Below are 21,151 nucleotides of genomic sequence, written 5' to 3'. Positions count from 1 at the left end.
CCCTTAGCGATCCACGTCAGCCATTACGACGTCAATGGTCGCTAAATAAATGATTAAGTCAGACATGAGGCTGCCGTTAATCACAGAAGGCATTTGCTGTAAATGCGTGAAGGTTGGTGTACGAATACGGGTACGGTAACTCATGGTTGACTTGTCTGAAGTCAAGTAGTAGTTCGACGCACCTTTCACCACTTCCGCCATCACAGATGCTTCACCTGCCGGCATTACAGGACCCCAAGATACGCTTAAGAAGTGCGTAATCAAGGTTTCAATATCTTGTAATGTCTTGTCTTTTGGTGGTGGAACAGCCAGTGGATGGTCTGCTTTGTACGCACCAGACGGCATGTTGTCTAGACATTGCTTGACGATTTTCAGTGATTCTTCGATTTCACGGAAGTGAACCATGACACGTGCATAAGCATCGCCTTCGTACTCTAAAGGAACCTCGAAATCGTAATTTTCGTAGCCGCTATACGGACGATATTTACGAACGTCAAAGTCAATACCTGTTGCACGAAGACCAGTACCGGTTACACCCCAAGCCAATGCAGATTTAGCGTCATATTGCGCTACACCTTGTGTACGACCCATGAATACAGAGTTGCGTAATGCAGCTGTGTAGTATTCATTCATACGCTTCGGCATCCAGTCGAGGATTTCGCGAATGAGGTGCTGCCAGTTGTTTGGAAGGTCGTGCGCAGTACCGCCAATACGGAACCAAGCTGGGTGCATACGGTAACCCGTGATCGCTTCAATCGCGTCATAAATCTTTTGACGGTCAGCGAACATATAGAATACTGGGGTCATACCGCCGGCATCCTGAATTGCAGTACCAATAAACAACAAGTGGTTATTGATACGGAACAATTCCGACATCATCACGCGGATACATTGCGCACGGTCCGGTACAGTAATGCCCGCCATTTGCTCCACGCCCATCACATAAGGCATGTTTTGTGCACAACCACCCAAGTAGTCGACACGGTCTGTATACGGAATGAATGAATGCCAGGTTTGACGTTCAGCCATCTTTTCCACACCACGGTGGTGATAACCGATATCAGGCACACAGTCTTTCACTTCTTCGCCGTCCAGCTGCAAAATCACACGGAATGCACCGTGCGCAGATGGATGGTTAGGCCCCAAGTTCAGGAACATGAAGTCTTCATCGGCATTACCGCGCTTCATACCCCAATCTTCAGGCACGAAACGCAGATGTTCCTGTTCGTAGTCCTGCTTGGCCTTGTCTTGCAAATACGGGGTATATTCAGTCGCACGTGCAGAATATTCTTTACGTAGCGGATGACCTTCCCAATAGGTTGGCAACAAGATACGACGGAGCATTGGATGCCCTTCGAAATTGATCCCAAACATATCGTAAGCTTCACGTTCGTACCAGTTGGCATTTGGCCAGATGTTGGTTGCCGTCGGAAGATTCAGATCACTTTCAGCTAAGGCAACCTTAATACGAATGTCAGTATTACGCTCGAGCGACAACAAGTGGTAGAACACTGTGAAGTCAGACGCAGGTAAACCGTCGCGGTGCGTACGCAGACGCTCATCTACCGCAGACAAGTCGAACAACATCACGTAAGGACGTGATACTGTACGCAAGAACATTAAAACTTCTTGTACACGTGCGCGCTCAACCCAGACTGTCGGGAAATCCTCGAAAGTCGTTTGCACATAGAAGTTCTCACCAAATTTGGTTTTGAGTTCTTCAATGATGGCAAATGCTGGGCGTGAATCAACTGGTGTTGATTCTGGCATAGCAATGTCAGTTTCAGCCATTGGCTTGGCTTCCTATTTAATACAAATTCAGTCAACCTAAACGACAATTACACCCATAGCGGGTGCAGCAAAAAAGACCAGTCGTTTAAATTATTTAATTTCATCCATAGAGCGCAAGTTCTTCACAGCAACACGCTGATCTTTCTTACGGTCACGTTCCGGCATCATCTTTGGCTTATACACTGGCTTAAGATCATCACCGATCACCGCAGAAAGCGGACGACGCTCGAGTTGAATCTGGTCTTGCAACAGCATTAATGCCTGAATCAAAGCTTCAGGACGTGGTGGGCAGCCGGGAACATAAACATCGACCGGGATGATTTTATCCACACCTTGTACCACTGAATAAATGTCGTACATCCCACCTGAGTTGGCACATGCCCCCATTGAAATGACCCATTTCGGTTCAAGCATCTGTTCATACAAACGTTGAATGACAGGCGCCATTTTCACAAAGCAGGTACCCGCCACAATCATTAAATCCGCCTGACGCGGTGAAGCACGAATCACCTCGGCACCAAAACGTGACAAGTCATGCACACCGGTTAAGGTCGTCGCATACTCTACATAGCAGCATGATGTACCAAAGTTAAACGGCCAAACTGAGTTTTTACGACCCCAGTTGACTGCTGTATGTACCACATCCTCTAAACGAGTCATGAATACATTCTTATTCACTTCTTCTTCAAGTAACGGATCTTCCACAAGGATACGCTCTTGAAGTGGATATTGATCAGCATCCGGATTCGCACGGGTTAATGTATATTTCATCCCGTCTTACTCCTTATCAGATGATTTAGCCGGTGAGCTTTTCACACGACCAGAGGATTGAGCTGGGATTTGACCTGTAGGGTCGATTACCAATTCTTCAATTGAGTTAAAGCGCGTAATTTCTGCTAGATCCATATTTGGCGAACCAATCTTAGCTTTAATTCCTGCGGCTTTACGTTTGTCTGAAGGTGCCCAGTTGAGTGCGCCTGTGGATAATTCGTAAACCAAACCAACAAGTAAAACTAAAATAAAGATAGCTGCAGTTGCAAAACCAATCCAACCTACTTCACGAACAGAAACCGCCCATGCATATAGATAAAGTGCTTCTAAATCAAACACCACGAAGAAAATTGCAACTAAATAGAACTTTGCAGACAAGCGGATACGAGCCCCACCTGCACCAACAACACCTGACTCAAACTGCTCCTGCTTGGCACGGCCCCATGATTTACCCCCGAGGAGTAATGGGACGGTCAGCATAAAGACGCATAAAAATGTAACGCCGATCACGAAGGCAATAATTGCCCATTCGTATGGAGTAATAGCACTCATGCGGGGATAACTCCTGGCAGGCCTATTTGTTAACAAAGAATGTATGTATTGGCCTTCAAATACACCAAACACAAAATTAATCCCGCCAATTGTACCTGATTTTGGATTTCACTTGCTAGTTTATAAGCCTTAGTCTTTGGGATGATTTTTTAGGCATTTCAGCATTTAATTTGCGTTTGATCTCTCAACATCCGATTTAATCGTTTTATTGGATTAAGTTTTAATTTTCTATTAATTTTTCTATAAACAGTATTCCTGAAAAATAAATCCATTTCAGATAATTCTTGCTTGGCCTCTGGCTTAGATATAGCCCCTTTCACGACCAAAGCAAAGAAAAATCAGACAAAAACTTATTCTATCCATAACTTTCAGCGGATAAAGCTTTTGATTTAATTTGATATTTAACATGATTTTCACATTTTAACTTGGATTAAAGCACTTTAAGCCCAGCCTCACTCAAGGCAAGCAATTGTATCTTTTTGCAACACACCCAACAGACTGATTCAGAATATGTTATTTGTATTTCTAAGCCACATAATGACATTAATAAAGTAACAATAAGGAGTCCTTGCATGTCTCTACGCTTCTCGCATAAGCCAAATTATTTTTTATTTGCCCAGTTACTGGTGCGACATATCCAAGATTATGTTCAGAAACACCCCAATATAAGTCAGGTCGCTTTTGACTTGCGCGATATCCATGCACTGTTTCAAGAGGATCATGCCTCTTCCAGCATTAATCTGGATGGCATCATGAATATTGCCGATGAATACAAAGTCGAAACTTTATCTGGTGATCAGAGGCTGATCCAGCGCTATAGCATTGATGGAAAAAATACCAAGCTAATGATCGACTTCAATCCTGAAGCCCTGCATGGCCTAAAAGAAGGCAAACCATTGATTGAGCCGGATGCCACCATTCAGGAATAAAATTCTTCCCCAATAAAAAAAACGATGCTCAGGCATCGTTTTTTTATAACTCAAAAGCATTTATATAACATCAAGCTGAATGATCACTGATTTCCTCAGTCTTTTCTGCCAACTTGCGCTTGCTCTTCTTTACATAACGCTGTGCAGGCCAGCTCATGATAAAGCGCGCACCACCCAAGCTCGGACTTTGATCCACGTGAATCTTGCCACCAAACCAGTACGCAATCCGGCTGACAATGGATAAACCCAAACCATAACCACCCGAAGCACGGGTACGGCTGTCATCCAGCCGGGCAAAGGCTTCAAAGACCCGGGCACGATCCACTTCCGGAATTCCCGGGCCATCATCTTCAACAGAGACATAAGCCTGACCATCCTGATCCAGACCACCACTGATCAGCACCTTATTGTCGCAATAACGCACCGCATTGCCGACCAGATTCTGAATTACGCGATGCAGATAACGGCGCTCTGCCTCAACCACCACATCAGGCATTGAATGTAGCTCAATGATTTTCTGGGTTTTTAATGCTTCAGTTTCCAGAGCTACCTGATTCAGCACTTCAAACAGATTGACCTTTTCAAACTCGATCGAAGGCATGCCCTGTTCTAGCTTGGCATAGGTCATGATCTCGTCAATCAGGGTATTCAGCGCTTCAATATCTTTATCAATCTGTTCGACCTGTTGCAGACGATAATCGTAATCATCTTCATCTGCCATCATTTCCACACCAAAACGAATCCGCGCCACTGGTGTACGAAGTTCATGCGACACCGCACGCATCAATTCACGCTGGGCTTCAATCAGTCGCTGAATATGATCAGACATATTGTTAAAGCTAGAGGCCAGCGTTGCCATTTCGTCACTTCCTTCTACAGGAAGACGCAATGACATATTACCGGTTTTCATTTTGTTTAAGGCATAGCTGACTTCACGCAACTTGCGCTGCATCGGCACCAGCAAACCATACACCCCCAGACTTAGCACAAACAGGCTCAATAAAGTAATACCGGTGGCCAACTGGAATGGCATCCAGTTAAACAATGGCACCGGCCCCATCACCAAGACTTGTGAGGTCGAACCTGGAATTGGCGAAATAATTGAAATGGTGGTGCCACGGATTGAGGCACTATCCCGATACAGGATAATACTGTGATCAAGACGCAAGCGCCCGATCTGCTCGGAATCTAAAGGTAAGCTCTGTACGTTTTCAATCGATACCGGATAAGAAAAATGATCCTGAATAGCGGACAGATATTCTTTTTCCTGACCCGGATAATAGACCAGATAATCCAGAATAAAGACCGGCAGCGCCTTCATCTGGCGCTCGGTAATACTGTCGGCCTTTATATACAGGTAATGATTCGGGTCATCGCGCAGCCCCACCACAATATAGGCAATGCCGGTTTTGGCATCCCAGCGCACCACGGCTTTACGATCTGCAATACGGCGACCTTCAGCACGGGTGATATCCACCTTACTGGCTTCTACATAGTGAATTGGCAATTCCAGCAAATCAGAAGCATCGGAAACCCAATCCATCTTTTGCTGAAGATTTGGCTGGCGCGCGACACCCTCACTGATGATATAGGCCATACCATCAGTCAGAGACTCACGATATTCTTGCGCACGCTGATAGTTGATAATCTGTACCAACAGATAGCCGAACACAGCCACCAACACGACAAGGATGACGAGTCCTGCGTATATACGCAAAAATATACTGTGTTTAAACACCTATAGTTTATCCCGCTCGTTCAAGCAACAACGTACATTTGCTTAAATACCATTAGTTTCTTTAACGAATAGATAACCTTTACTACGCACGGTTTTAATACGCTTCGGATTCTCTGGATCGTCACCAATTTTTGGACGGATACGCGAAATACGCACATCGATTGAACGATCCTGACCATCATATTCGATGCCACGTAAACGCTCGAAAATATCTTCGCGGGAAAGAATACGGCCAGCATTTGATGCAAGCAACCACAACAGGTCATATTCCGCACTGGTAAAATCAACCAGATCACCATTTAAAGTAACTGAACGACCACCATTGTCGATGACCAGATCATCAAATTCGATACGCTGTGCCACTTCATCTTCAGGCACCTTGTCCGTACGACGCAGTAATGCACGAATACGTGCCAGCAATACACGTGGTTGTACCGGTTTAGCGACATAGTCATCGGCACCCATTTCCAGACCCAAGACCTGATCCATGTCCTCAGTACGCGCAGTCAACATCAAGATCGGTTGATGATAATGCGGGCGCACTTCACGACAAATGGTCAAACCATCCGCTCCTGGTAACATCACATCCAGCACCACCATATCTGGCTGCTCAGCGATAATCCGGCGAATGGCACGGTTACCATCCGGCTCCACCCCAACCTCAAGTCCATTACGAATGAGGTATTCTTGCGTTAAACGAGCAAGACGCTCATCATCTTCAACAATTAAAATCTTGGGTAACTTTTCTTCTTGGCTCATGTATTGCCCCTTATTTGGTGGATCTACGCTATAGGCGTATCCTTTTGAAATCCAATAGATACGTTTTTAATATGCTTGCAATATACACACGTTTACATTGTAAACAAGATAGCGTTCACCAAACTGATACATCAAGATAGCATTTTGTAATATTTTATCGTGCATTTTTTGGGCAACTATGCTTGAAACAGTGATTTAGATCTGATTTGTGATTTACACAACTATTACATGAACAAAATATGACTGCTTGATTCAGCACTTTTTAGTTATCCACAATGTTATCTATAAGCACTTTCTCGGGACTTTGTTATGCTATGCCTTGCCTGATAAGGCTTATACAAAAATCAATAAAAATAGCGATATTTTTACAAGGATTAAAGCAAAACTTAAGAAAAATATTTAGCTAAATGTCAATATTGATCTACCCTAAATTTTCCCGTATCTTGTGTTCAATTAATTTTAAAACCACTAGGTCTTGTGTTTATTCCTCAAACACTGTGCATGAAACTTGCCCAGTTCAAACGGTCCATAAACATAAAAATAGATGACAATGGAGCTATGCTAACATGAGCGTAATCACTTCAACTCCTGGTCAACTTCAGGTGATTAAACGCACCGGTGATGTTGCCGCTTTTGATGCAGAAAAAATTTCTGTCGCAATTGGTAAAGCGTTTTTGGCGGTTGAAGGCCAGCAAAGCGCTGACTCGAGCCGGATCCATGATCGTATCGAGCAACTGACGGAAATGGTACTGAATACCTTTAAACGCCGTTTACCTTCTGGCGGAACGATTCATATCGAAGAAATTCAAGACCAAGTTGAACTTGCGCTAATGCGTACGGGCGAACAGAAAGTTGCACGCTCTTATGTCATTTACCGTGAACAACGTTCTGAAGCACGTAAACAGTTAGGTGCACACCATCACCCGACCCTGCAAATTACCGATGCTGAAGGCCAACTTAAGCCACTTGATTTAAGTGCTTTAACTGCGCATGTTACTAAAGCAGCAGAAGGCCTTGAAGGAATTGATGTACAAGCCATTGTCGATGAGACCGTGAAAAACCTGTACAACGGTGTAAAAGAATCTGACATCTCCACCACCATGATGATGGCCACCCGTACCCGGATCGAGCAAGAGCCGAACTACACCTATGTGACTGCACGTTTGTTGCGTGATGATCTGGTGGCGACTGGTTTGAAATTCCTGGGTCTGCCTACGGATACGCATGAAGGTGAAGCACTTGAAACTTTCCTGAAAAAAGGGATTGAGCTTGAGCTTATTTCACCAGAACTGCTTAACTTTGATCTGGCGAAACTGGCAGCGGCGATTCAACCAGAACGCTCAAACCAGTTTACCTACCTAGGTCTACAGACTTTATTTGACCGCTACTTCATCCATTCCGATGGCGTACGTTTCGAATTGCCGCAATTGTTCTTTATGCGTGTTTCTATGGGCTTGTCGCTCAATGAAGAAAACCGTGAAGAACGTGCCATCGAGTTCTATAACTTGTTGTCTAGCTTCGACTATATGGCATCGACGCCTACCCTGTTTAACTCAGGTACGCTTCGTCCACAATTGTCGAGCTGCTACTTAACCACCATTGATGATGACCTGTATGATATCTATGGCGCAATGCGTGATAACGCCATGCTGTCTAAATGGGCAGGCGGTTTGGGTAACGACTGGACACCAGTGCGTGCTTTAAACTCTTACATCAAAGGCACCAATGGTAAGTCGCAAGGTGTGGTTCCATTCCTTAAAGTCGCGAACGATACGGCTGTTGCGGTCAACCAAGGTGGCAAGCGTAAAGGTGCAGTTTGTGCATATCTTGAAACCTGGCACCTGGACATTGAAGAATTCCTGGAACTTCGTAAAAACACCGGTGATGACCGTCGTCGTACCCATGACATGAACACAGCGAACTGGGTTCCTGACCTGTTCATGCAACGTGTATTCGAAGATGCGGAATGGACATTGTTCACACCTTCTGAAACCCCAGATCTACATGATTTGACCGGTGCAGAATTCGCTGAGCGTTATGCACACTACGAAGGTATTGCCAAAGAAACAAACATGCTGCACAAGAAAATCCGTGCAAAAGATTTGTGGCGCAAAATGCTGTCGATGTTATTTGAAACTGGTCACCCGTGGATCACCTTCAAAGACGTATGTAACTTACGTTCACCACAGCAACACGTTGGTGTAGTGCACTCTTCTAACCTGTGTACCGAAATTACGTTGAACACCAGCAAAGAAGAAATCGCGGTATGTAACTTAGGTTCGATCAACCTGGTTCAACACGTGCAAGGCGGTGTACTGGATCGCGAAAAACTGGCACGTACAGTAAAAACTGCTGTGCGTATGCTCGACAACGTGATTGACATCAACTACTACGCTGTTCCACAAGCACGTAATTCAAACCTGAAACATCGTCCAGTCGGTATGGGTATCATGGGCTTCCAGGATGCTTTATACGAAATGAATCTGGCGTATGGTTCTGACGCGGCGGTTGAGTTTGCTGATGAATCGATGGAAGTGATTTCGTACTACGCGATTTCAACCTCAAGCGATTTGGCTGTTGAACGTGGTACATACGAAACATTCAAGGGTTCATTGTGGGATCAAGGTATCCTGCCAATCGACTCGCTTGATCTGGTTGCGAAAACTCGTCCTGAACGCATGTTCGAAGTCGACCGCACTCAACGTCTGGACTGGGACACTTTACGTGCCAAAGTTCAAAAAGACGGTATGCGTAACTCGAATGTGATGGCAATTGCTCCGACTGCTACGATTTCAAACATTTGTGGCGTGTCTCAATCGATTGAGCCTACTTTCCAGAACTTGTATGTGAAATCGAATCTGTCTGGCGAGTTCACCGTGATTAACCCGTACCTGGTACGTGCGTTGAAAGAACGTGACCTTTGGGATGCAGTAATGGTCAACGACCTGAAACATTTCGAAGGCTCTGTACAGAAGATTTCCCGTATTCCTGAAGAGCTTAAAGCCATCTTCGCGACTGCATTTGAAGTAGATACACGTTGGATCGTAGATGCTGCATCACGCCGTCAAAAATGGATCGATCAGGCTCAGTCTCTGAACCTTTACATCGCTGGTGCAAATGGTAAAAAACTGGACATCACTTACAAAATGGCTTGGTTACGTGGTCTTAAGACGACTTATTACCTACGTGCATTGGGTGCAACTTCTGCTGAAAAATCGACTATTAATACTGGCGCCTTGAATGCGGTTAAAGCAACCACCGTTGCTGCTCCTGCTGCGGCAGTTGCTCCGGTGGTTGAAGCGAAAAAATCTGAAGTTCCTGCAGAGGAAGATGGTTTTGCGCAAGCAGCACCAGTGCCAATGGCATGTTCAATTGACAACCCTGATTGTGAGGCTTGTCAGTAATTAACTAAAGGTATCTACGTCAGAATAAAGGCTACGCCTGTAGCCTCTCTGTTTTTTGAAACGTAAGGCTACGTTGGCATAGTTATTTAGAAAAAATAATTATGAAAGAAAAAATAGATATCTTTGGTTGGAAGTACCAACTTTCCGAAAATGAAATGCACTTTCTTCAAGCAGTTATGGTTTTTTTAGTAATGTGCTTGATCATCCTAAAGGGTTTAACAACACCCTTTGCTTACAAAATCTATGGAGTAAGCATATTTGGATGGTGTGTATATTTTTTTAAAAGCTTATTTAGTTGAAATTCATTAATGGATTTCAACTTCAATTAAAAACAAAGGAAACCTCAATGCCCCATATGACCCACAACTACATGTTAGGACTTGCGGCATTGCTGATTTCCTTTGCTATTACCTTTTACGCACCACTTGCTTATTTCTGGTTCAAATTACGCCAGCAGCGTAAACAAAATAAGTAGTGGGGATAGCGCTGCTGTATAAATTCACAGCATTCATCGACAAAACTTAATTTTGCTTACACAAATTAAGCGTATAGTAAGACATCTCAGCCAAGCTGAATGTCTCATAAAAGATATAAAGCAACGTAGAGAGAATTGATATGTCTATCCTAAGTTGGGACGATTTCGAAGATGATTCGCAAAAACCGGCTGCTCCTGAACAGCAGCCTGCGCCCGTCGAGCCGCAAAAAGCGACTAATTCACAGATGGTATCTGATGCAGGCAACGCATCGCCGGATGTGGCAGCTGCACAACCCCTTAGAGCCACTCAAAACCGAGGATCAAATCCAACCGATTCGCTGGCAAGAGCATCTGCTTCCCTAGAACAACTTGATGTTGCTCCAGGTCTGGAAGAGCTTGAAATGGGTGCACAGCGTGTACAGGTTGACGACAAGGCGATGATCAACTGTCGTGCCGACTTGAACCAGCTTGTTCCGTTCAAATACGAATGGGCTTGGCAAAAATATCTAGACGGTTGTGCCAACCACTGGATGCCACAAGAAGTCAACATGAACCATGACATCGCACTTTGGAAGTCTGAAAACGGCCTGACTGAAGATGAACGTACCATTGTCATGCGTTCACTCGGTTTTTTCTCGACTGCCGATTCACTGGTTGCAAACAACTTGGTATTGGCGATTTACCGTCACATTACCAACCCTGAATGCCGTCAATACATCTTGCGTCAGGCATTTGAAGAAGCGATTCATACACACGCTTACCAGTATTGTATCGAATCGCTCGGTATGGATGAAGGCGAAGTCTTCAACATGTACCGCGAAGTTCCGTCAGTGGCACGTAAAGCAGCGTGGGGTCTGAAATATACCCAGTCTTTAAGTGATCCTACTTTCAAAACCGGTACACCTGAAAATGATCAAATCCTGCTGCGCAACCTGATCGCATTCTACTGTGTACTTGAAGGGATTTTCTTCTACTGCGGTTTCAGCCAGATCCTGTCGATGGGCCGTCGTAACAAGATGAATGGTGTTGCCGAGCAATTTCAGTACATTTTGCGTGATGAATCCATGCACCTGAACTTCGGTATTGATATGATTAACCAGATCAAGATCGAAAACCCGGGTCTATGGACAACCGAGTTCCAGGAAGAAATCATTCAGATGATTCTTGAAGGCACAATGCTGGAAATCGAATATGCACGTGACACGATGCCACGTGGTGTATTGGGTATGAATGCGGGCATGATGGAAGAATATCTGAAGTTTATTGCCAACCGTCGTCTAGCGCAGTTGGGTTTGCCTGAACAGTTCGCTGGTGTGAATAACCCGTTCCAGTGGATGTCGGAGATGATGGACTTGCGTAAAGAGAAGAATTTCTTTGAGACGCGTGTTACGGATTATCAGACCGGCGGTGCTTTAAGCTGGTAAGTCAAAAAGAAAAAGTTTAGTGAAATCCCGCCCCAGTAGCGGGATTTTTTATATGAAATATAGCCTATTCAATGCATAAAAAAACCGACCATCTACATTAAAAATATTATAAAAAATAAGTGCCTAAATATACTATTATGATATTATCCACATGAATTTAAAAACAATTTATAAATTTAAACACAAAGAAAGAGGGTAAAAATGAAAGGGGTTATTTTAGATTATTCAGTGCAGCATAATGCTGGTGTGATTAGTGGCGACGACCAAAATCGGTACAATTTCACCGGTGCAGAATGGCGTGGACAGCACCCGCCTGCTCGTGGAGATCAAGTGGATTTCGATATCGATCCTACAGGGAATGCCATTCAAATTTTTACAGCATTAGGTCACAGCAATCCTGTACAAAATATTTCCAAGCAATTAGACAAAATTTCTGATCAGAATAAAGCTGAAGAACAATTCAATATGATTGATTGGTTTGTAAAGTGTTTAAAAAATTATGCGACGTTTATAGGGCGTGCTCGTCGTAAAGAATTCTGGTTTTTTACCTTAGTCCAATTTATTTTATTAATTATTGCTCAAATTATTGATGCAGTCATTGGAACTGAGTTTGTACTTTATGCCTTAGTAGTTTTAGCGTTATTTATTCCAGGCTTAGCAGTAACGATACGTCGTTTACATGATATTAATAAATCCGGTTGGTGGCTTTTAATTGCACTTATCCCGCTTATTGGCAGTATTTTATTAATTATCTGGCTAGCAACAGAGACCAAACAAGAAACCAATGAATGGGGGCAGCCTGCCAAATAACTTGACCAAAAAGAAAGGGCGATATCGCCCTTTCTCTCAATGAAAACTTAACCATACTTTCGTGCAAAATCTTCATCGGAAGTACATAGGTACATAATAAACTCAATAAATGCAATGATTGCCGGAATAAATGTCCAGAAGAAAATTAGATAGACAATTCCCCAACCGATACGACCTAGATAAAACTTATGTATACCAAATCCACCCAAGAAAAATGCGAGCAATGCCGCAACAATTCGATTTTTTTGCCCGACTTGATTGGTAAAGGGATTAGGAGCCGATACTAAATAAACGTCTTTGGCTTGTCCCTGCCCTAACACCTCAAAATCTACACGTTGTCCACGTGCTGGTAGCGCTTGGCCTCTCCATTCACTACCAGTAAATTGATAACGATTCTGATCATCCCCACTAATAATACCGGTATTATGCTGCACTGAATAATCTAAAATAGATCCTTGCATTATTATCTCTTTTTACGTGTTATTTACATGTTAAATTATAAGCATTCCACTATAGAAAAAATACTATATTTCAAATTACTATTGAAATAAAAAGATTTTCTATTTACTTACTTCTTCTCTACTTTAATTAAATATTATGAATAAAAAAACCGCCATTAATGGCGGTTTTTTTATTGAATGATTATTAAATTATTTCATCTTTTCAACGATTTGTTCAGCTTTCTTCAAATGTGCAGCAACCGCAGTACGGGTTTGCGTCAGCATATTCTTTAACTCTATATTTTTAGCATTTGGAATCAACTGCTTGTCGAGCATTGTCACCACTTTACGATGGACTTCAACTTGACTCATCATATAGTCCTTATCTGTTACGGATGACTGACTCAGTTTGGCCACCACCTTATCACTATCATTTTGCAATCCAGTACTGAGAGTGCTGGTTTGTGGCGTTAAATTTAAACGATTTGCCAAGGCTTGAGCTTTTTTCTCATTTGCTGAATGATCATTAATCATCATTTGGGCATACTTGCGGGCTTCATCCATTTTCAGTTTAGGCAGGGCTGTTTTTGCCTGCTTAATCTCACCGTTGTTCGCTGTACTTAATACCTTAATCACCTGACTGTCAGTTAAAGTCACACGACTGTCATTCGACACTTGGGAATGCTGTTGAGCAGTATTCTTAGATTGTTGATTCATTGCCATAGTTTGGCCTGCAGCAAAAACCAATACACCACTGACTGCAGCACACTGAATCATCTTCTTCATTAAAATAGCTTTCATAATGGCATCCTTTTAAGGTTTTATTGATTAATTTTGCCTTTATAAAATAGGTGAATTAGATTAAAAACAGTGTAATGTTTGAGTTGTTTTTTTAAGCAATATATAAAGCGTTTATTAAGTTAAGCAAAGACTGTTAGTGATTAGTTTATTTATTTCAGGTCAGTAAAAAATGGACTTATTAAAATAATCAATATGCGAATGGCAAGTTTTATATATTTTGACCCAGATTTCAAAATATACCAATCACCTGTCGTTTTTTTATTTTCTAGACACATAAAAATAAAGTAACTTTTAATGCTTTGAATTAAAATACTTTTGTCATACTCACCCCCGCACTCCAATGACGCCCTTCTGCCGGTTCATAGAAACGACCATTACTTTCATTGACGATGACTGAACCCGAATAGTCTTTATCCAACAGATTGTCCACCCGTGCAAAAGTATTCACTGCCCAATCCTGCATTTTCCAGTGATAGCCAATATTTGTACCAGCGACTGTGTAGCTTGGTGCAGTATCAGAATTTAAGTCATTCACATAAATCTTGTCGGAGTAACGCACATCGAGTCCTGCATGTAAGCCTTTTTCAGGCTTCCAGCCCAGACTGAAAAATGCCTGATTTTTGGCAATCCCCGGAATATAGTTTCCTTCTGCAATCGCAGCAACCGTACCAATAGCCGGAATATCGGCATCAAAGGTGGCATCTATATAGCTATAGCTGGCTTGAACTGCCAGATCACGCCACACATCTTTGTTCCAGGACAGCTCCATCCCTTCTCTAAAGGTTTTATCTGCATTACGGAAGGTAGCGCGCCCACCCTCATTTCCCGCAGAAACAATATCATTTTCGGTTCTGGTCCGAAAGGCGGCTACGGTGAAATCCCCCCAAGCATTAGCAGATTTCAAACCCACTTCATAGCTTTCACTTTCTGCTGCTTTTAAACTCAAGCTGCGGTTTTCAGCAGTATTTGCCGGATAAGACATTTCGGTAAAAGTTGGGGTTTCAAAACCTTGTGCATAACTGGCATACGCCATCAGCTCAGGTAAAATCTGCCAACTTAAAGCCAAGGATGGCAATAATTTTTGATAATCGGTTTGCCCCGAGTTATCGCCATTATCCAGAAACTTGTCTTCCGACTTAAAATGGACATTGGTATAACGTAAACCGGCATCAAATGTCCAGTTCGGCAAGAATGCATAGGAGGCTTGCAAATAAGGATCTAAATTCCACAAGTGATTATCTTCATTTCGGCGAAGCTGACCTTTCACACCTAAAATATCACCGGCAAAGTTTTGATAGCCTTTACGTTCTTCGCTCATGGCATCCACGGCAATACCAGCAATCAGTTTAGTATTTGGAAAAATATCTTTACCTGTCCAGCGCAGGTCAGTGCCGTAGAAATGACGGTCAAAATCAATCACGCCACCGGCATGATTGACTCCACCTTGCGCTGTACGAGGAATCGACTGGTACTGGGTCACTGCCCGTTGTCCCCAATAGGCCATCCCGTAGAGTTCATGCTGATCATTGATCGGTTTATTCCAGGTTATCCCGGTTTGCAGCTGTTCAATTTCCTTACGTGCATTATATAAAAGGACATTCGCAGCGACCTGTTTAGGATTGGCTTGCCACTGTTCGCGAGTTAAACCACCGGGATCATCCGCAGCAATTTTAACGTAATTATTAATCCAGTTAATTTTAGAGCCGTCCTCCAGATCCCAGGTTAGCTTGGCATTACTCAAGACTTTATGCGCACCGCTATGATCCCGAAAACCGTCAGTATCAAAATAGGATGAACTGATCATATAGCCCGGCTCATTGGCATTTTCTGAACCGCCCTGCAAAACCAGCTTGGTCTGACCTTTATGTTGACTGCCGGCAGAATGACCCAGTTCGATCGAATCAGCACCTTGCCCTTCCCGTGTGGTGGTTAAAATTGTCCCTCCGGAAGAATTACCATATAGCGATGAAAATGCACCGCCTAAAACTTCAATATGCTCCAGACTGTTCAAGTCAATATTCGAGGTTTGCCCCTGCCCATCCGGCATGGTCGCCGGAATTCCATCGACATATAAACGCACGCCGCGTACCCCAAAACTGGAACGGGCACCAAAGCCACGCATTGAAATTTGCAAATCTTGGGCATAGTTTTCACGATTATTGAGCTGTAGCCCTGGAACACCCTTTAAGGTTTCCGAAAGATTCACATTCAGGCTGTTCTGTTGTTCCTGATTGAGATAATACACTGAAGCGGGTGTGCTTAAACGCTCCCGGTCAGTACGGGTCGCCTGCACAATAATCGGTGCAAGTTTTTGTACTTCTGTTACCGCATTTTCGGCATAAAGCATCTGAGTCAGACAAGCGATTAGACAGGATAATGCGATTTTTATAGGAAAATATTGAAGTCGATGCTGCATAATTTTTGGTTCCTGTTTTTCGATATGACTCAGAAAAATCTATATACTGCTGGAGCAAATCAGGTTATTTATTCTTTAAACCGGATTGATCTTTAATGACCCGTAAATTCAAATTTTCTTTATCAGAATATGAATAGAAATTTTCTTCTTAAGCCGCGTGATCAGGTGTTTTTTGACATCAAAGCAATTTATAAAAGTCTTTCTTTGAATTTTTCAATATTGTGCTGTATACATATTTCTCTAGCATTCTAGAGAGTTATAAAGATATTTATAAGCTTAGGAAACAAATCAACAGCATTTCTACAGAACCTTGTTCTGCTGTATTTTCTGAACAAATATAAATAACTTAGAATCTCAAATGAAGTGCAACAGAGATTAAATCATTGAAAGATGCAAGATGAGCTAGCATGCTGTTTCCGACTGACCAAAGTCAAAATTGCATCATGAATTACACTCATCTTACCAAAGAAGAAAAATATCAGATTTATATATTAGATCAGTTTATGTCTGCACCCTCGGGCAAATTCTTCGGTAAATGAAAAAGACAGGACTGAATCAGACAGTCTTCAGCATAACGTACAATTCCTGAGGCTCTGGGCTCTAAAATCCTATCATTCGTAGCAACGTGAAATAAAGTTTGGTATTCGCGCCAATAGTCAGACAAAAAATGACTTTATCTGAGTAGTCTACATCGAGTTAGAATGCGTTCCTTGCTGCTTAACCACTCGATGAAATCTCGCTAGCATTTACACTTTGGTTCCGAAAGCTTCTTGGAGTCGAGGTACTTCATCCGCAGATAATGCATGAATGCCAAGAAAATTAGAGTACAAATATCAATCAAAAAAGTAGTCGTTTTCTGGTTTATGAAAGCGATCTAGTTATTAACAAATTCAATTAAAAAACCCCTCAAAAAATAATTTTTTAAGGGGTTTAAAATAAATTTAACCACAAAAATAAATATTTATTTTAAATAATCTAACAAGTCATCAAAGTTTTCTATTTTATATTCAGGTTGTGCACGTTGTAATTCATTTGCACTGCCATAGCCATATGTAACTGCAATAGATTTGATTCCATTGCGGCGTGCACCCAAAATATCGTATTCACGGTCACCGACCATGATGCAGCCTTCGGCCTTTAAATGTTGCTGTTCTAAAATATACTGAATCAGCTCACCTTTATTGGTTCTGTCACCATTGAGTTCGCTGCCATAAATTTCAGTAAAATACTGAGCCAGATCAAAATGCTCTAAAATCTGTTTGGCATAAACCGTCGGTTTTGCCGTAGCGACAAACAAACGATAACCACGGCGTTTCAGTTCTGCCAACGTTTCTGCCACACCCTCGAAAACGTGATTTTCATATAGGCCTTTCACTGCAAAACGTTCGCGATAAGCCATCAACGCCTGCTCAGCCAGAATATGATCGGTCTCGATATTTAAAAGTTTGGCCAGCGAGGCTTTTAAGGGAGGACCGATAATCCAGTCGATATTGATCTCATCGCTAATCGGATGACCCACCTTTTCCAGACCGTAACGCGCAGACGTGGTGATCCCCACTTTAGGATCAGTTAATGTCCCATCCAGATCAATTAAAATATTCTTAATCACAGCCCATCCCCTCTCATCAGCACCGATATAAATTAATATCGAGAGTTCATTCAAATTTGCCTATACTAATGTAATTTTAGTGAATGAAGGACATCATTTTGCGCCCTACCGTACTTTGCTTTTCCGGTTTAGACCCTTCAGGTGGAGCCGGTCTTCAGGCAGATATTGAAGCCATTGGTCAAAGTGGTGCACATGCAGCAATTGCCTGCACAGCCCTCACCATTCAAAATTCACAGCAGGTTTTTGGTTTTGAAGCGACATCTAAAGAGCTGCTGCTGGCTCAGGCCAATGCCGTGGTGAATGACCTGCCAATTCGCTGTATTAAATCTGGCATGTTAGGCACCACAGAGAATATCGCAGCACTGGCGGAGTTTTTGACTGCACATTCGGACTATCTGTATGTACTCGATCCGGTTCTGGTGGCAAATAGTGGCGGTTCATTGGGCAATCAGGCGACACTGGTCAAAGCATTTACCCAACTAATTCCATTGGCTACCCTTCTAACTCCGAATACGGTTGAACTGCGTGCTTTAACAGGTGAAGAAGACCTACAGCTGGCCACTCAAAAACTATTTGATATGGGTGCACAAGCAGTTCTGGTTAAAGGCGGTCATGAAGATACGCCGGATTATATTCAGAACAGTCTGTATATCGCGGGCAAGTTGATTAATGAGACCCGCTGTCCACGTCTGGAGGGTGAATATCATGGTTCGGGTTGTTCACTGGCCAGCTTTATCGCCGGGCGTCTGGCCATGGGTGATCAACTCAAAACGGCGGTACAGCATGCAGAAACCTGGTTGTTTGGGGTATTAAAAATTGCCGACATCCCTGTTCCGAATGGTCAGAGAATTCCAAAGCGCTTCTAAGATAATATTTTTTTTAAATTCAAAAGCCTGAATGATTCAGGCTTTTTTTATCACTTCTATTTTTCGAGGGTATTTCTATTTACCCTGAATGACTGTGCTTACATAGGTCGGCAAATCCCAGGCACCGCCAGCAAAGCCCTTGCATTGTACGGTCAGGCTACTGAAACTTTTGACAAATGTTTTACCATCCCATGCCCATTCGTCCTGACTCAGACAATCACCCAAACCACGTACTTTATGCCCGGAAAATATCTGGCCTTGGCTAAAGGTTTCTCCGGAGGTGGTCACCAGTTGTCTCGGTTGCTTGTTTTGATCTATCAGCCAAAAACCGCTGCCCATATTATAGGCTCCACGCCAGCAAGGGATCTGAATCAGCTGATTTTGAGCATTGATGGGATAAATCGTCATGACATCATCCGGCATAAAATGTTGGCTAAACAGCAAATCGCATTGATCTTCGTTAGTGCTCGCTTGCAGTTTCCGAATCATCTGCTGACCCGCCGCCGTATTCAGTTTCGCGTGAGTGATCTTGCCTGACTGATATTTGGGTATCATAATTTGCGGGATCGCTGCGGCTTTAAGCACCGCTTGACTGGATTTTTTCCCAGGCTTGATCAAGGCTGAGGGCGTAGAGAGGCGGTGCTGAAATTCATCCATCTTGAGCAAAACGGCACTGGCTCCGGCTGTCGACAAAGTCCAGCGTGATTGTGCATTCTTAAATATCACTGGATCCTTACCTTGAACTGCTTTTAATAAGGCTTGTGTTTGTGTACGACTCAGTTGACCTATCCCTTGCTGATCTAAACGAATAACACCATAGGGCTTACCCGCGATTTGTAACTGAAGCTGAGCTGTCGATGTTGCAGCTTGCAGGGGTAAAATTTGGACTTTTGCTTGTACCGCACTGGCCGTTCCTGCTGCGCGTGTTAATAAAACCGAAACTGGTCGATCAATCTCCTGATCCGACTGATAACCTGAAGCGCGGCAGGTACCGGTATTGTCGCAGGCCATTTCCCAATCTTTATGTGAAAAATGCAGCCCCTGAATAGCAGCAAGACTTAATGAGCTGATACTGGCCAGACCAAATGCGACACTCATTATTTTGATGCTGTATCTCCATTGTTGTTTCATCATTTAGTCCTTATTTAAAATGCTTGCCGAGGTGGCTGACTGCATCTCTTTACCATTCAGCAAAATCAGCACCATGAACAAAAACACAATCCCGATCATGGCCAGTGGATTCAGAATTGTATTCAGCTAATCCAGTGCGGCTTCTTCACTCGAAGGTTCCAGCCGACCACTTTGACATTCTGCACATTTGGATTCCTCGCTTCCTGCTTCGGGGTATCGATCGAATTTTCTAGCCTGTCAAAGGTCTGAATTGCACCGTCCCACATCCCGGCTCCCTGACGATAGTCTTTGAGTATATTCAGTTTTTGCTGAATGGTGTCCTGATAAAGCATGCCTGTAATCATTTACCAAGATATTGCACTTAATTTTTTAAGCTTATGACTTAACTGACGCTTTTGATCCTGCGCATCTTACGGGTTTCTAGCTGTACCGGTACTGAGGTATGTTGATGCAACAATTGCCATCGTCCCTGCTGCTTGCTGAGACACATACTGACCCGGCACCAACCCAACTGGAAAATTGGCTCAATTACCGCATAATTCACCCGAACATAGCCATCGACCAAGGCTAAATCAGTGCTCACATGAATATTGACATCTTGACGCTCTATCCGGATTCCTTCAGGGATAAAAGGCCGATATTGCAACCAGAGTGCCTGATAGGCATCTATGCCTTTTATTTCAGTACTGACATCGACCAGACGGATATCTGGCCGGCATAATTGAATAATATCCTGGATCTCCAGACTGCATATGGCATGGTCCCATTGCTGAAGAAATGCCATGACTTCCTGACTCAGTTGTTCATCCCCAAAAACCTGCATAAAGTCCCCCTCAATCAGGTATTCAGACCTGAAATCGGAATTAAAATTGTCCCCAATTTCTGGTCTTTTGCTTTTCTTATTTTGATTATGCTCAAGCACTATAATTGCTTGGCTATCCCCTTTGTGTTATTCACTGCAATTCATCTGAATATTATTTAAAACATTATTTTGATTTCAATCTTTAAGTTAAGTCCAAAACTTCATGCAATCTGCATAGACATACCACATTACAGCCCTATCAATCTTTATTTTTATTTAAATCAGGAATAGAGAGTTATCTGAACCCACTTTAAGACTTCTGCGGTATTATTGTAAATGATCAAAAATGTCATTTATAAAAAAAATATGTTTATATTTTAATAAGATGAAATGAATTTAGGAATAGTATTCATGTTCGGTCGTCTGATTTATT

The 21,151-nt window shown here is 42.9% G+C and carries 18 protein-coding genes; 6 read left to right on the top strand and 12 right to left on the bottom strand.

Annotation, left to right across the window (positions count from 1 at the left end; genetic code table 11):
• Window positions 1-3: 3 nt before the first annotated feature.
• The 3 genes from nuoC to ndhC form a co-directional block, all read right to left on the bottom strand.
• Window positions 4-1,791 carry an NADH-quinone oxidoreductase subunit C/D gene (gene nuoC, locus FTU44_RS03845; protein ID WP_005097924.1) on the bottom strand — a complete coding sequence of 596 codons (1,788 nt, stop codon included), beginning with the start codon at window positions 1,789-1,791 and terminating at the stop codon, window positions 4-6.
• Between the two features lie 90 nt (window positions 1,792-1,881).
• Complete coding sequence (locus tag FTU44_RS03840; protein ID WP_005097925.1) at window positions 1,882-2,562, bottom strand: NADH-quinone oxidoreductase subunit B family protein; 681 nt, start codon at window positions 2,560-2,562, stop codon at window positions 1,882-1,884.
• Window positions 2,563-2,568: 6 nt separating this feature from the next.
• Window positions 2,569-3,114 carry an NADH-quinone oxidoreductase subunit A gene (gene ndhC / locus FTU44_RS03835; RefSeq protein WP_005097926.1) on the bottom strand — a complete coding sequence of 182 codons (546 nt, stop codon included), beginning with the start codon at window positions 3,112-3,114 and terminating at the stop codon, window positions 2,569-2,571.
• A gap of 572 nt (window positions 3,115-3,686) precedes the next feature.
• On the opposite strand from ndhC, the gene FTU44_RS03830 reads away from it, so the two are divergent.
• Complete coding sequence (locus FTU44_RS03830; RefSeq protein ID WP_100329152.1) at window positions 3,687-4,043, top strand: hypothetical protein; 357 nt, start codon at window positions 3,687-3,689, stop codon at window positions 4,041-4,043.
• 70 nt (window positions 4,044-4,113) lie between these two features.
• Here the strand turns inward: FTU44_RS03830 and bfmS are convergent, their stop codons facing one another.
• Together bfmS and bfmR are read right to left on the bottom strand one after the other, a co-directional pair.
• Entirely contained in the window at window positions 4,114-5,781 is a 1,668-nt protein-coding gene (gene bfmS, locus FTU44_RS03825) for a sensor histidine kinase BfmS (RefSeq protein ID WP_005097929.1), read from the bottom strand.
• Between the two features lie 42 nt (window positions 5,782-5,823).
• Window positions 5,824-6,540, bottom strand: a complete 717-nt coding sequence (gene bfmR, locus FTU44_RS03820; RefSeq protein WP_005097931.1) for a response regulator transcription factor BfmR — start codon at window positions 6,538-6,540, stop codon at window positions 5,824-5,826.
• Between the two features lie 566 nt (window positions 6,541-7,106).
• On the opposite strand from bfmR, the gene FTU44_RS03815 reads away from it, so the two are divergent.
• The 4 genes from FTU44_RS03815 to FTU44_RS03805 all read left to right on the top strand — a co-directional run bounded on the left by FTU44_RS03815 (window position 7,107) and on the right by FTU44_RS03805 (window position 12,653).
• Complete coding sequence (locus FTU44_RS03815; RefSeq protein ID WP_180049548.1) at window positions 7,107-9,944, top strand: ribonucleoside-diphosphate reductase subunit alpha; 2,838 nt, start codon at window positions 7,107-7,109, stop codon at window positions 9,942-9,944.
• A gap of 346 nt (window positions 9,945-10,290) precedes the next feature.
• Entirely contained in the window at window positions 10,291-10,419 is a 129-nt protein-coding gene (locus FTU44_RS15315) for a hypothetical protein (protein ID WP_005169615.1), read from the top strand.
• Window positions 10,420-10,559: 140 nt separating this feature from the next.
• On the top strand, window positions 10,560-11,843 hold the full coding sequence (locus FTU44_RS03810; RefSeq protein ID WP_004645882.1) for a ribonucleotide-diphosphate reductase subunit beta: 1,284 nt from the start codon (window positions 10,560-10,562) through the stop codon (window positions 11,841-11,843).
• A gap of 201 nt (window positions 11,844-12,044) precedes the next feature.
• Window positions 12,045-12,653, top strand: a complete 609-nt coding sequence (locus tag FTU44_RS03805; RefSeq protein WP_005169600.1) for a DUF805 domain-containing protein — start codon at window positions 12,045-12,047, stop codon at window positions 12,651-12,653.
• A gap of 47 nt (window positions 12,654-12,700) precedes the next feature.
• Here the strand turns inward: FTU44_RS03805 and FTU44_RS03800 are convergent, their stop codons facing one another.
• From FTU44_RS03800 to FTU44_RS03785, 4 genes are all read right to left on the bottom strand, one after another.
• Window positions 12,701-13,114 (bottom strand): TM2 domain-containing protein, encoded by a 414-nt coding sequence (locus FTU44_RS03800; RefSeq protein ID WP_005169598.1) that lies wholly within the window; start codon window positions 13,112-13,114, stop codon window positions 12,701-12,703.
• A gap of 189 nt (window positions 13,115-13,303) precedes the next feature.
• Window positions 13,304-13,894: a DUF4142 domain-containing protein gene (locus FTU44_RS03795; RefSeq protein ID WP_180049546.1), complete on the bottom strand. Its 591-nt coding sequence runs from the start codon at window positions 13,892-13,894 to the stop codon at window positions 13,304-13,306.
• 304 nt (window positions 13,895-14,198) lie between these two features.
• A complete protein-coding gene (locus FTU44_RS03790) occupies window positions 14,199-16,310 on the bottom strand; it encodes a TonB-dependent receptor (RefSeq protein ID WP_180049544.1) in 2,112 nt (703 codons plus the stop codon).
• A gap of 961 nt (window positions 16,311-17,271) precedes the next feature.
• Window positions 17,272-17,919: an HAD family hydrolase gene (locus FTU44_RS03785; RefSeq protein WP_005169586.1), complete on the bottom strand. Its 648-nt coding sequence runs from the start codon at window positions 17,917-17,919 to the stop codon at window positions 17,272-17,274.
• Between the two features lie 98 nt (window positions 17,920-18,017).
• Between FTU44_RS03785 and FTU44_RS03780 the strand changes: the two genes are divergently transcribed.
• Window positions 18,018-18,785 (top strand): hydroxymethylpyrimidine/phosphomethylpyrimidine kinase, encoded by a 768-nt coding sequence (locus tag FTU44_RS03780; RefSeq protein WP_100357951.1) that lies wholly within the window; start codon window positions 18,018-18,020, stop codon window positions 18,783-18,785.
• 75 nt (window positions 18,786-18,860) lie between these two features.
• Here the strand turns inward: FTU44_RS03780 and FTU44_RS03775 are convergent, their stop codons facing one another.
• From FTU44_RS03775 to FTU44_RS03765, 3 genes are all read right to left on the bottom strand, one after another.
• On the bottom strand, window positions 18,861-19,916 hold the full coding sequence (locus tag FTU44_RS03775; protein ID WP_180049542.1) for a DUF1176 domain-containing protein: 1,056 nt from the start codon (window positions 19,914-19,916) through the stop codon (window positions 18,861-18,863).
• Window positions 19,917-20,038: 122 nt separating this feature from the next.
• The gene (locus tag FTU44_RS03770) at window positions 20,039-20,248 is read right to left on the bottom strand and encodes a hypothetical protein (RefSeq protein ID WP_227523645.1); all 210 of its coding nucleotides are present in this window, start codon (window positions 20,246-20,248) and stop codon (window positions 20,039-20,041) included.
• Window positions 20,249-20,298: 50 nt separating this feature from the next.
• A complete protein-coding gene (locus tag FTU44_RS03765; RefSeq protein ID WP_159138664.1) occupies window positions 20,299-20,739 on the bottom strand; it encodes a nuclear transport factor 2 family protein in 441 nt (146 codons plus the stop codon).
• Window positions 20,740-21,151 lie beyond the last annotated feature (412 nt).

The organism is Acinetobacter sp. YH12105, from assembly GCF_013419095.1.
Taxonomy (GTDB): Bacteria; Pseudomonadota; Gammaproteobacteria; order Pseudomonadales; family Moraxellaceae; genus Acinetobacter; species Acinetobacter pseudolwoffii.
Note: the sequence above shows the minus strand (reverse complement) of the source record. Positions and strands in the feature narration are given on the sequence as shown.

Bases quoted from the DNA above. Each gene is read 5' to 3' on its own strand.
- FTU44_RS03775 (WP_180049542.1), bottom strand. From the start codon at position 19,916: ATGAAACAACAATGGAGATACAGCATCAAAATAATGAGTGTCGCATTT.
- FTU44_RS03795 (WP_180049546.1), bottom strand. From the start codon at position 13,894: ATGAAAGCTATTTTAATGAAGAAGATGATTCAGTGTGCTGCAGTCAGT.
- FTU44_RS03810 (WP_004645882.1), top strand. From the start codon at position 10,560: ATGTCTATCCTAAGTTGGGACGATTTCGAAGATGATTCGCAAAAACCG.
- FTU44_RS03800 (WP_005169598.1), bottom strand. From the start codon at position 13,114: ATGCAAGGATCTATTTTAGATTATTCAGTGCAGCATAATACCGGTATT.
- FTU44_RS15315 (WP_005169615.1), top strand. From the start codon at position 10,291: ATGCCCCATATGACCCACAACTACATGTTAGGACTTGCGGCATTGCTG.
- FTU44_RS03805 (WP_005169600.1), top strand. From the start codon at position 12,045: ATGAAAGGGGTTATTTTAGATTATTCAGTGCAGCATAATGCTGGTGTG.
- ndhC (WP_005097926.1), bottom strand. From the start codon at position 3,114: ATGAGTGCTATTACTCCATACGAATGGGCAATTATTGCCTTCGTGATC.
- FTU44_RS03840 (WP_005097925.1), bottom strand. From the start codon at position 2,562: ATGAAATATACATTAACCCGTGCGAATCCGGATGCTGATCAATATCCA.
- nuoC (WP_005097924.1), bottom strand. From the start codon at position 1,791: ATGGCTGAAACTGACATTGCTATGCCAGAATCAACACCAGTTGATTCA.
- FTU44_RS03765 (WP_159138664.1), bottom strand. From the start codon at position 20,739: ATGCAGGTTTTTGGGGATGAACAACTGAGTCAGGAAGTCATGGCATTT.
- FTU44_RS03770 (WP_227523645.1), bottom strand. From the start codon at position 20,248: ATGCTTTATCAGGACACCATTCAGCAAAAACTGAATATACTCAAAGAC.
- FTU44_RS03815 (WP_180049548.1), top strand. From the start codon at position 7,107: ATGAGCGTAATCACTTCAACTCCTGGTCAACTTCAGGTGATTAAACGC.
- FTU44_RS03790 (WP_180049544.1), bottom strand. From the start codon at position 16,310: ATGCAGCATCGACTTCAATATTTTCCTATAAAAATCGCATTATCCTGT.
- bfmR (WP_005097931.1), bottom strand. From the start codon at position 6,540: ATGAGCCAAGAAGAAAAGTTACCCAAGATTTTAATTGTTGAAGATGAT.
- FTU44_RS03830 (WP_100329152.1), top strand. From the start codon at position 3,687: ATGTCTCTACGCTTCTCGCATAAGCCAAATTATTTTTTATTTGCCCAG.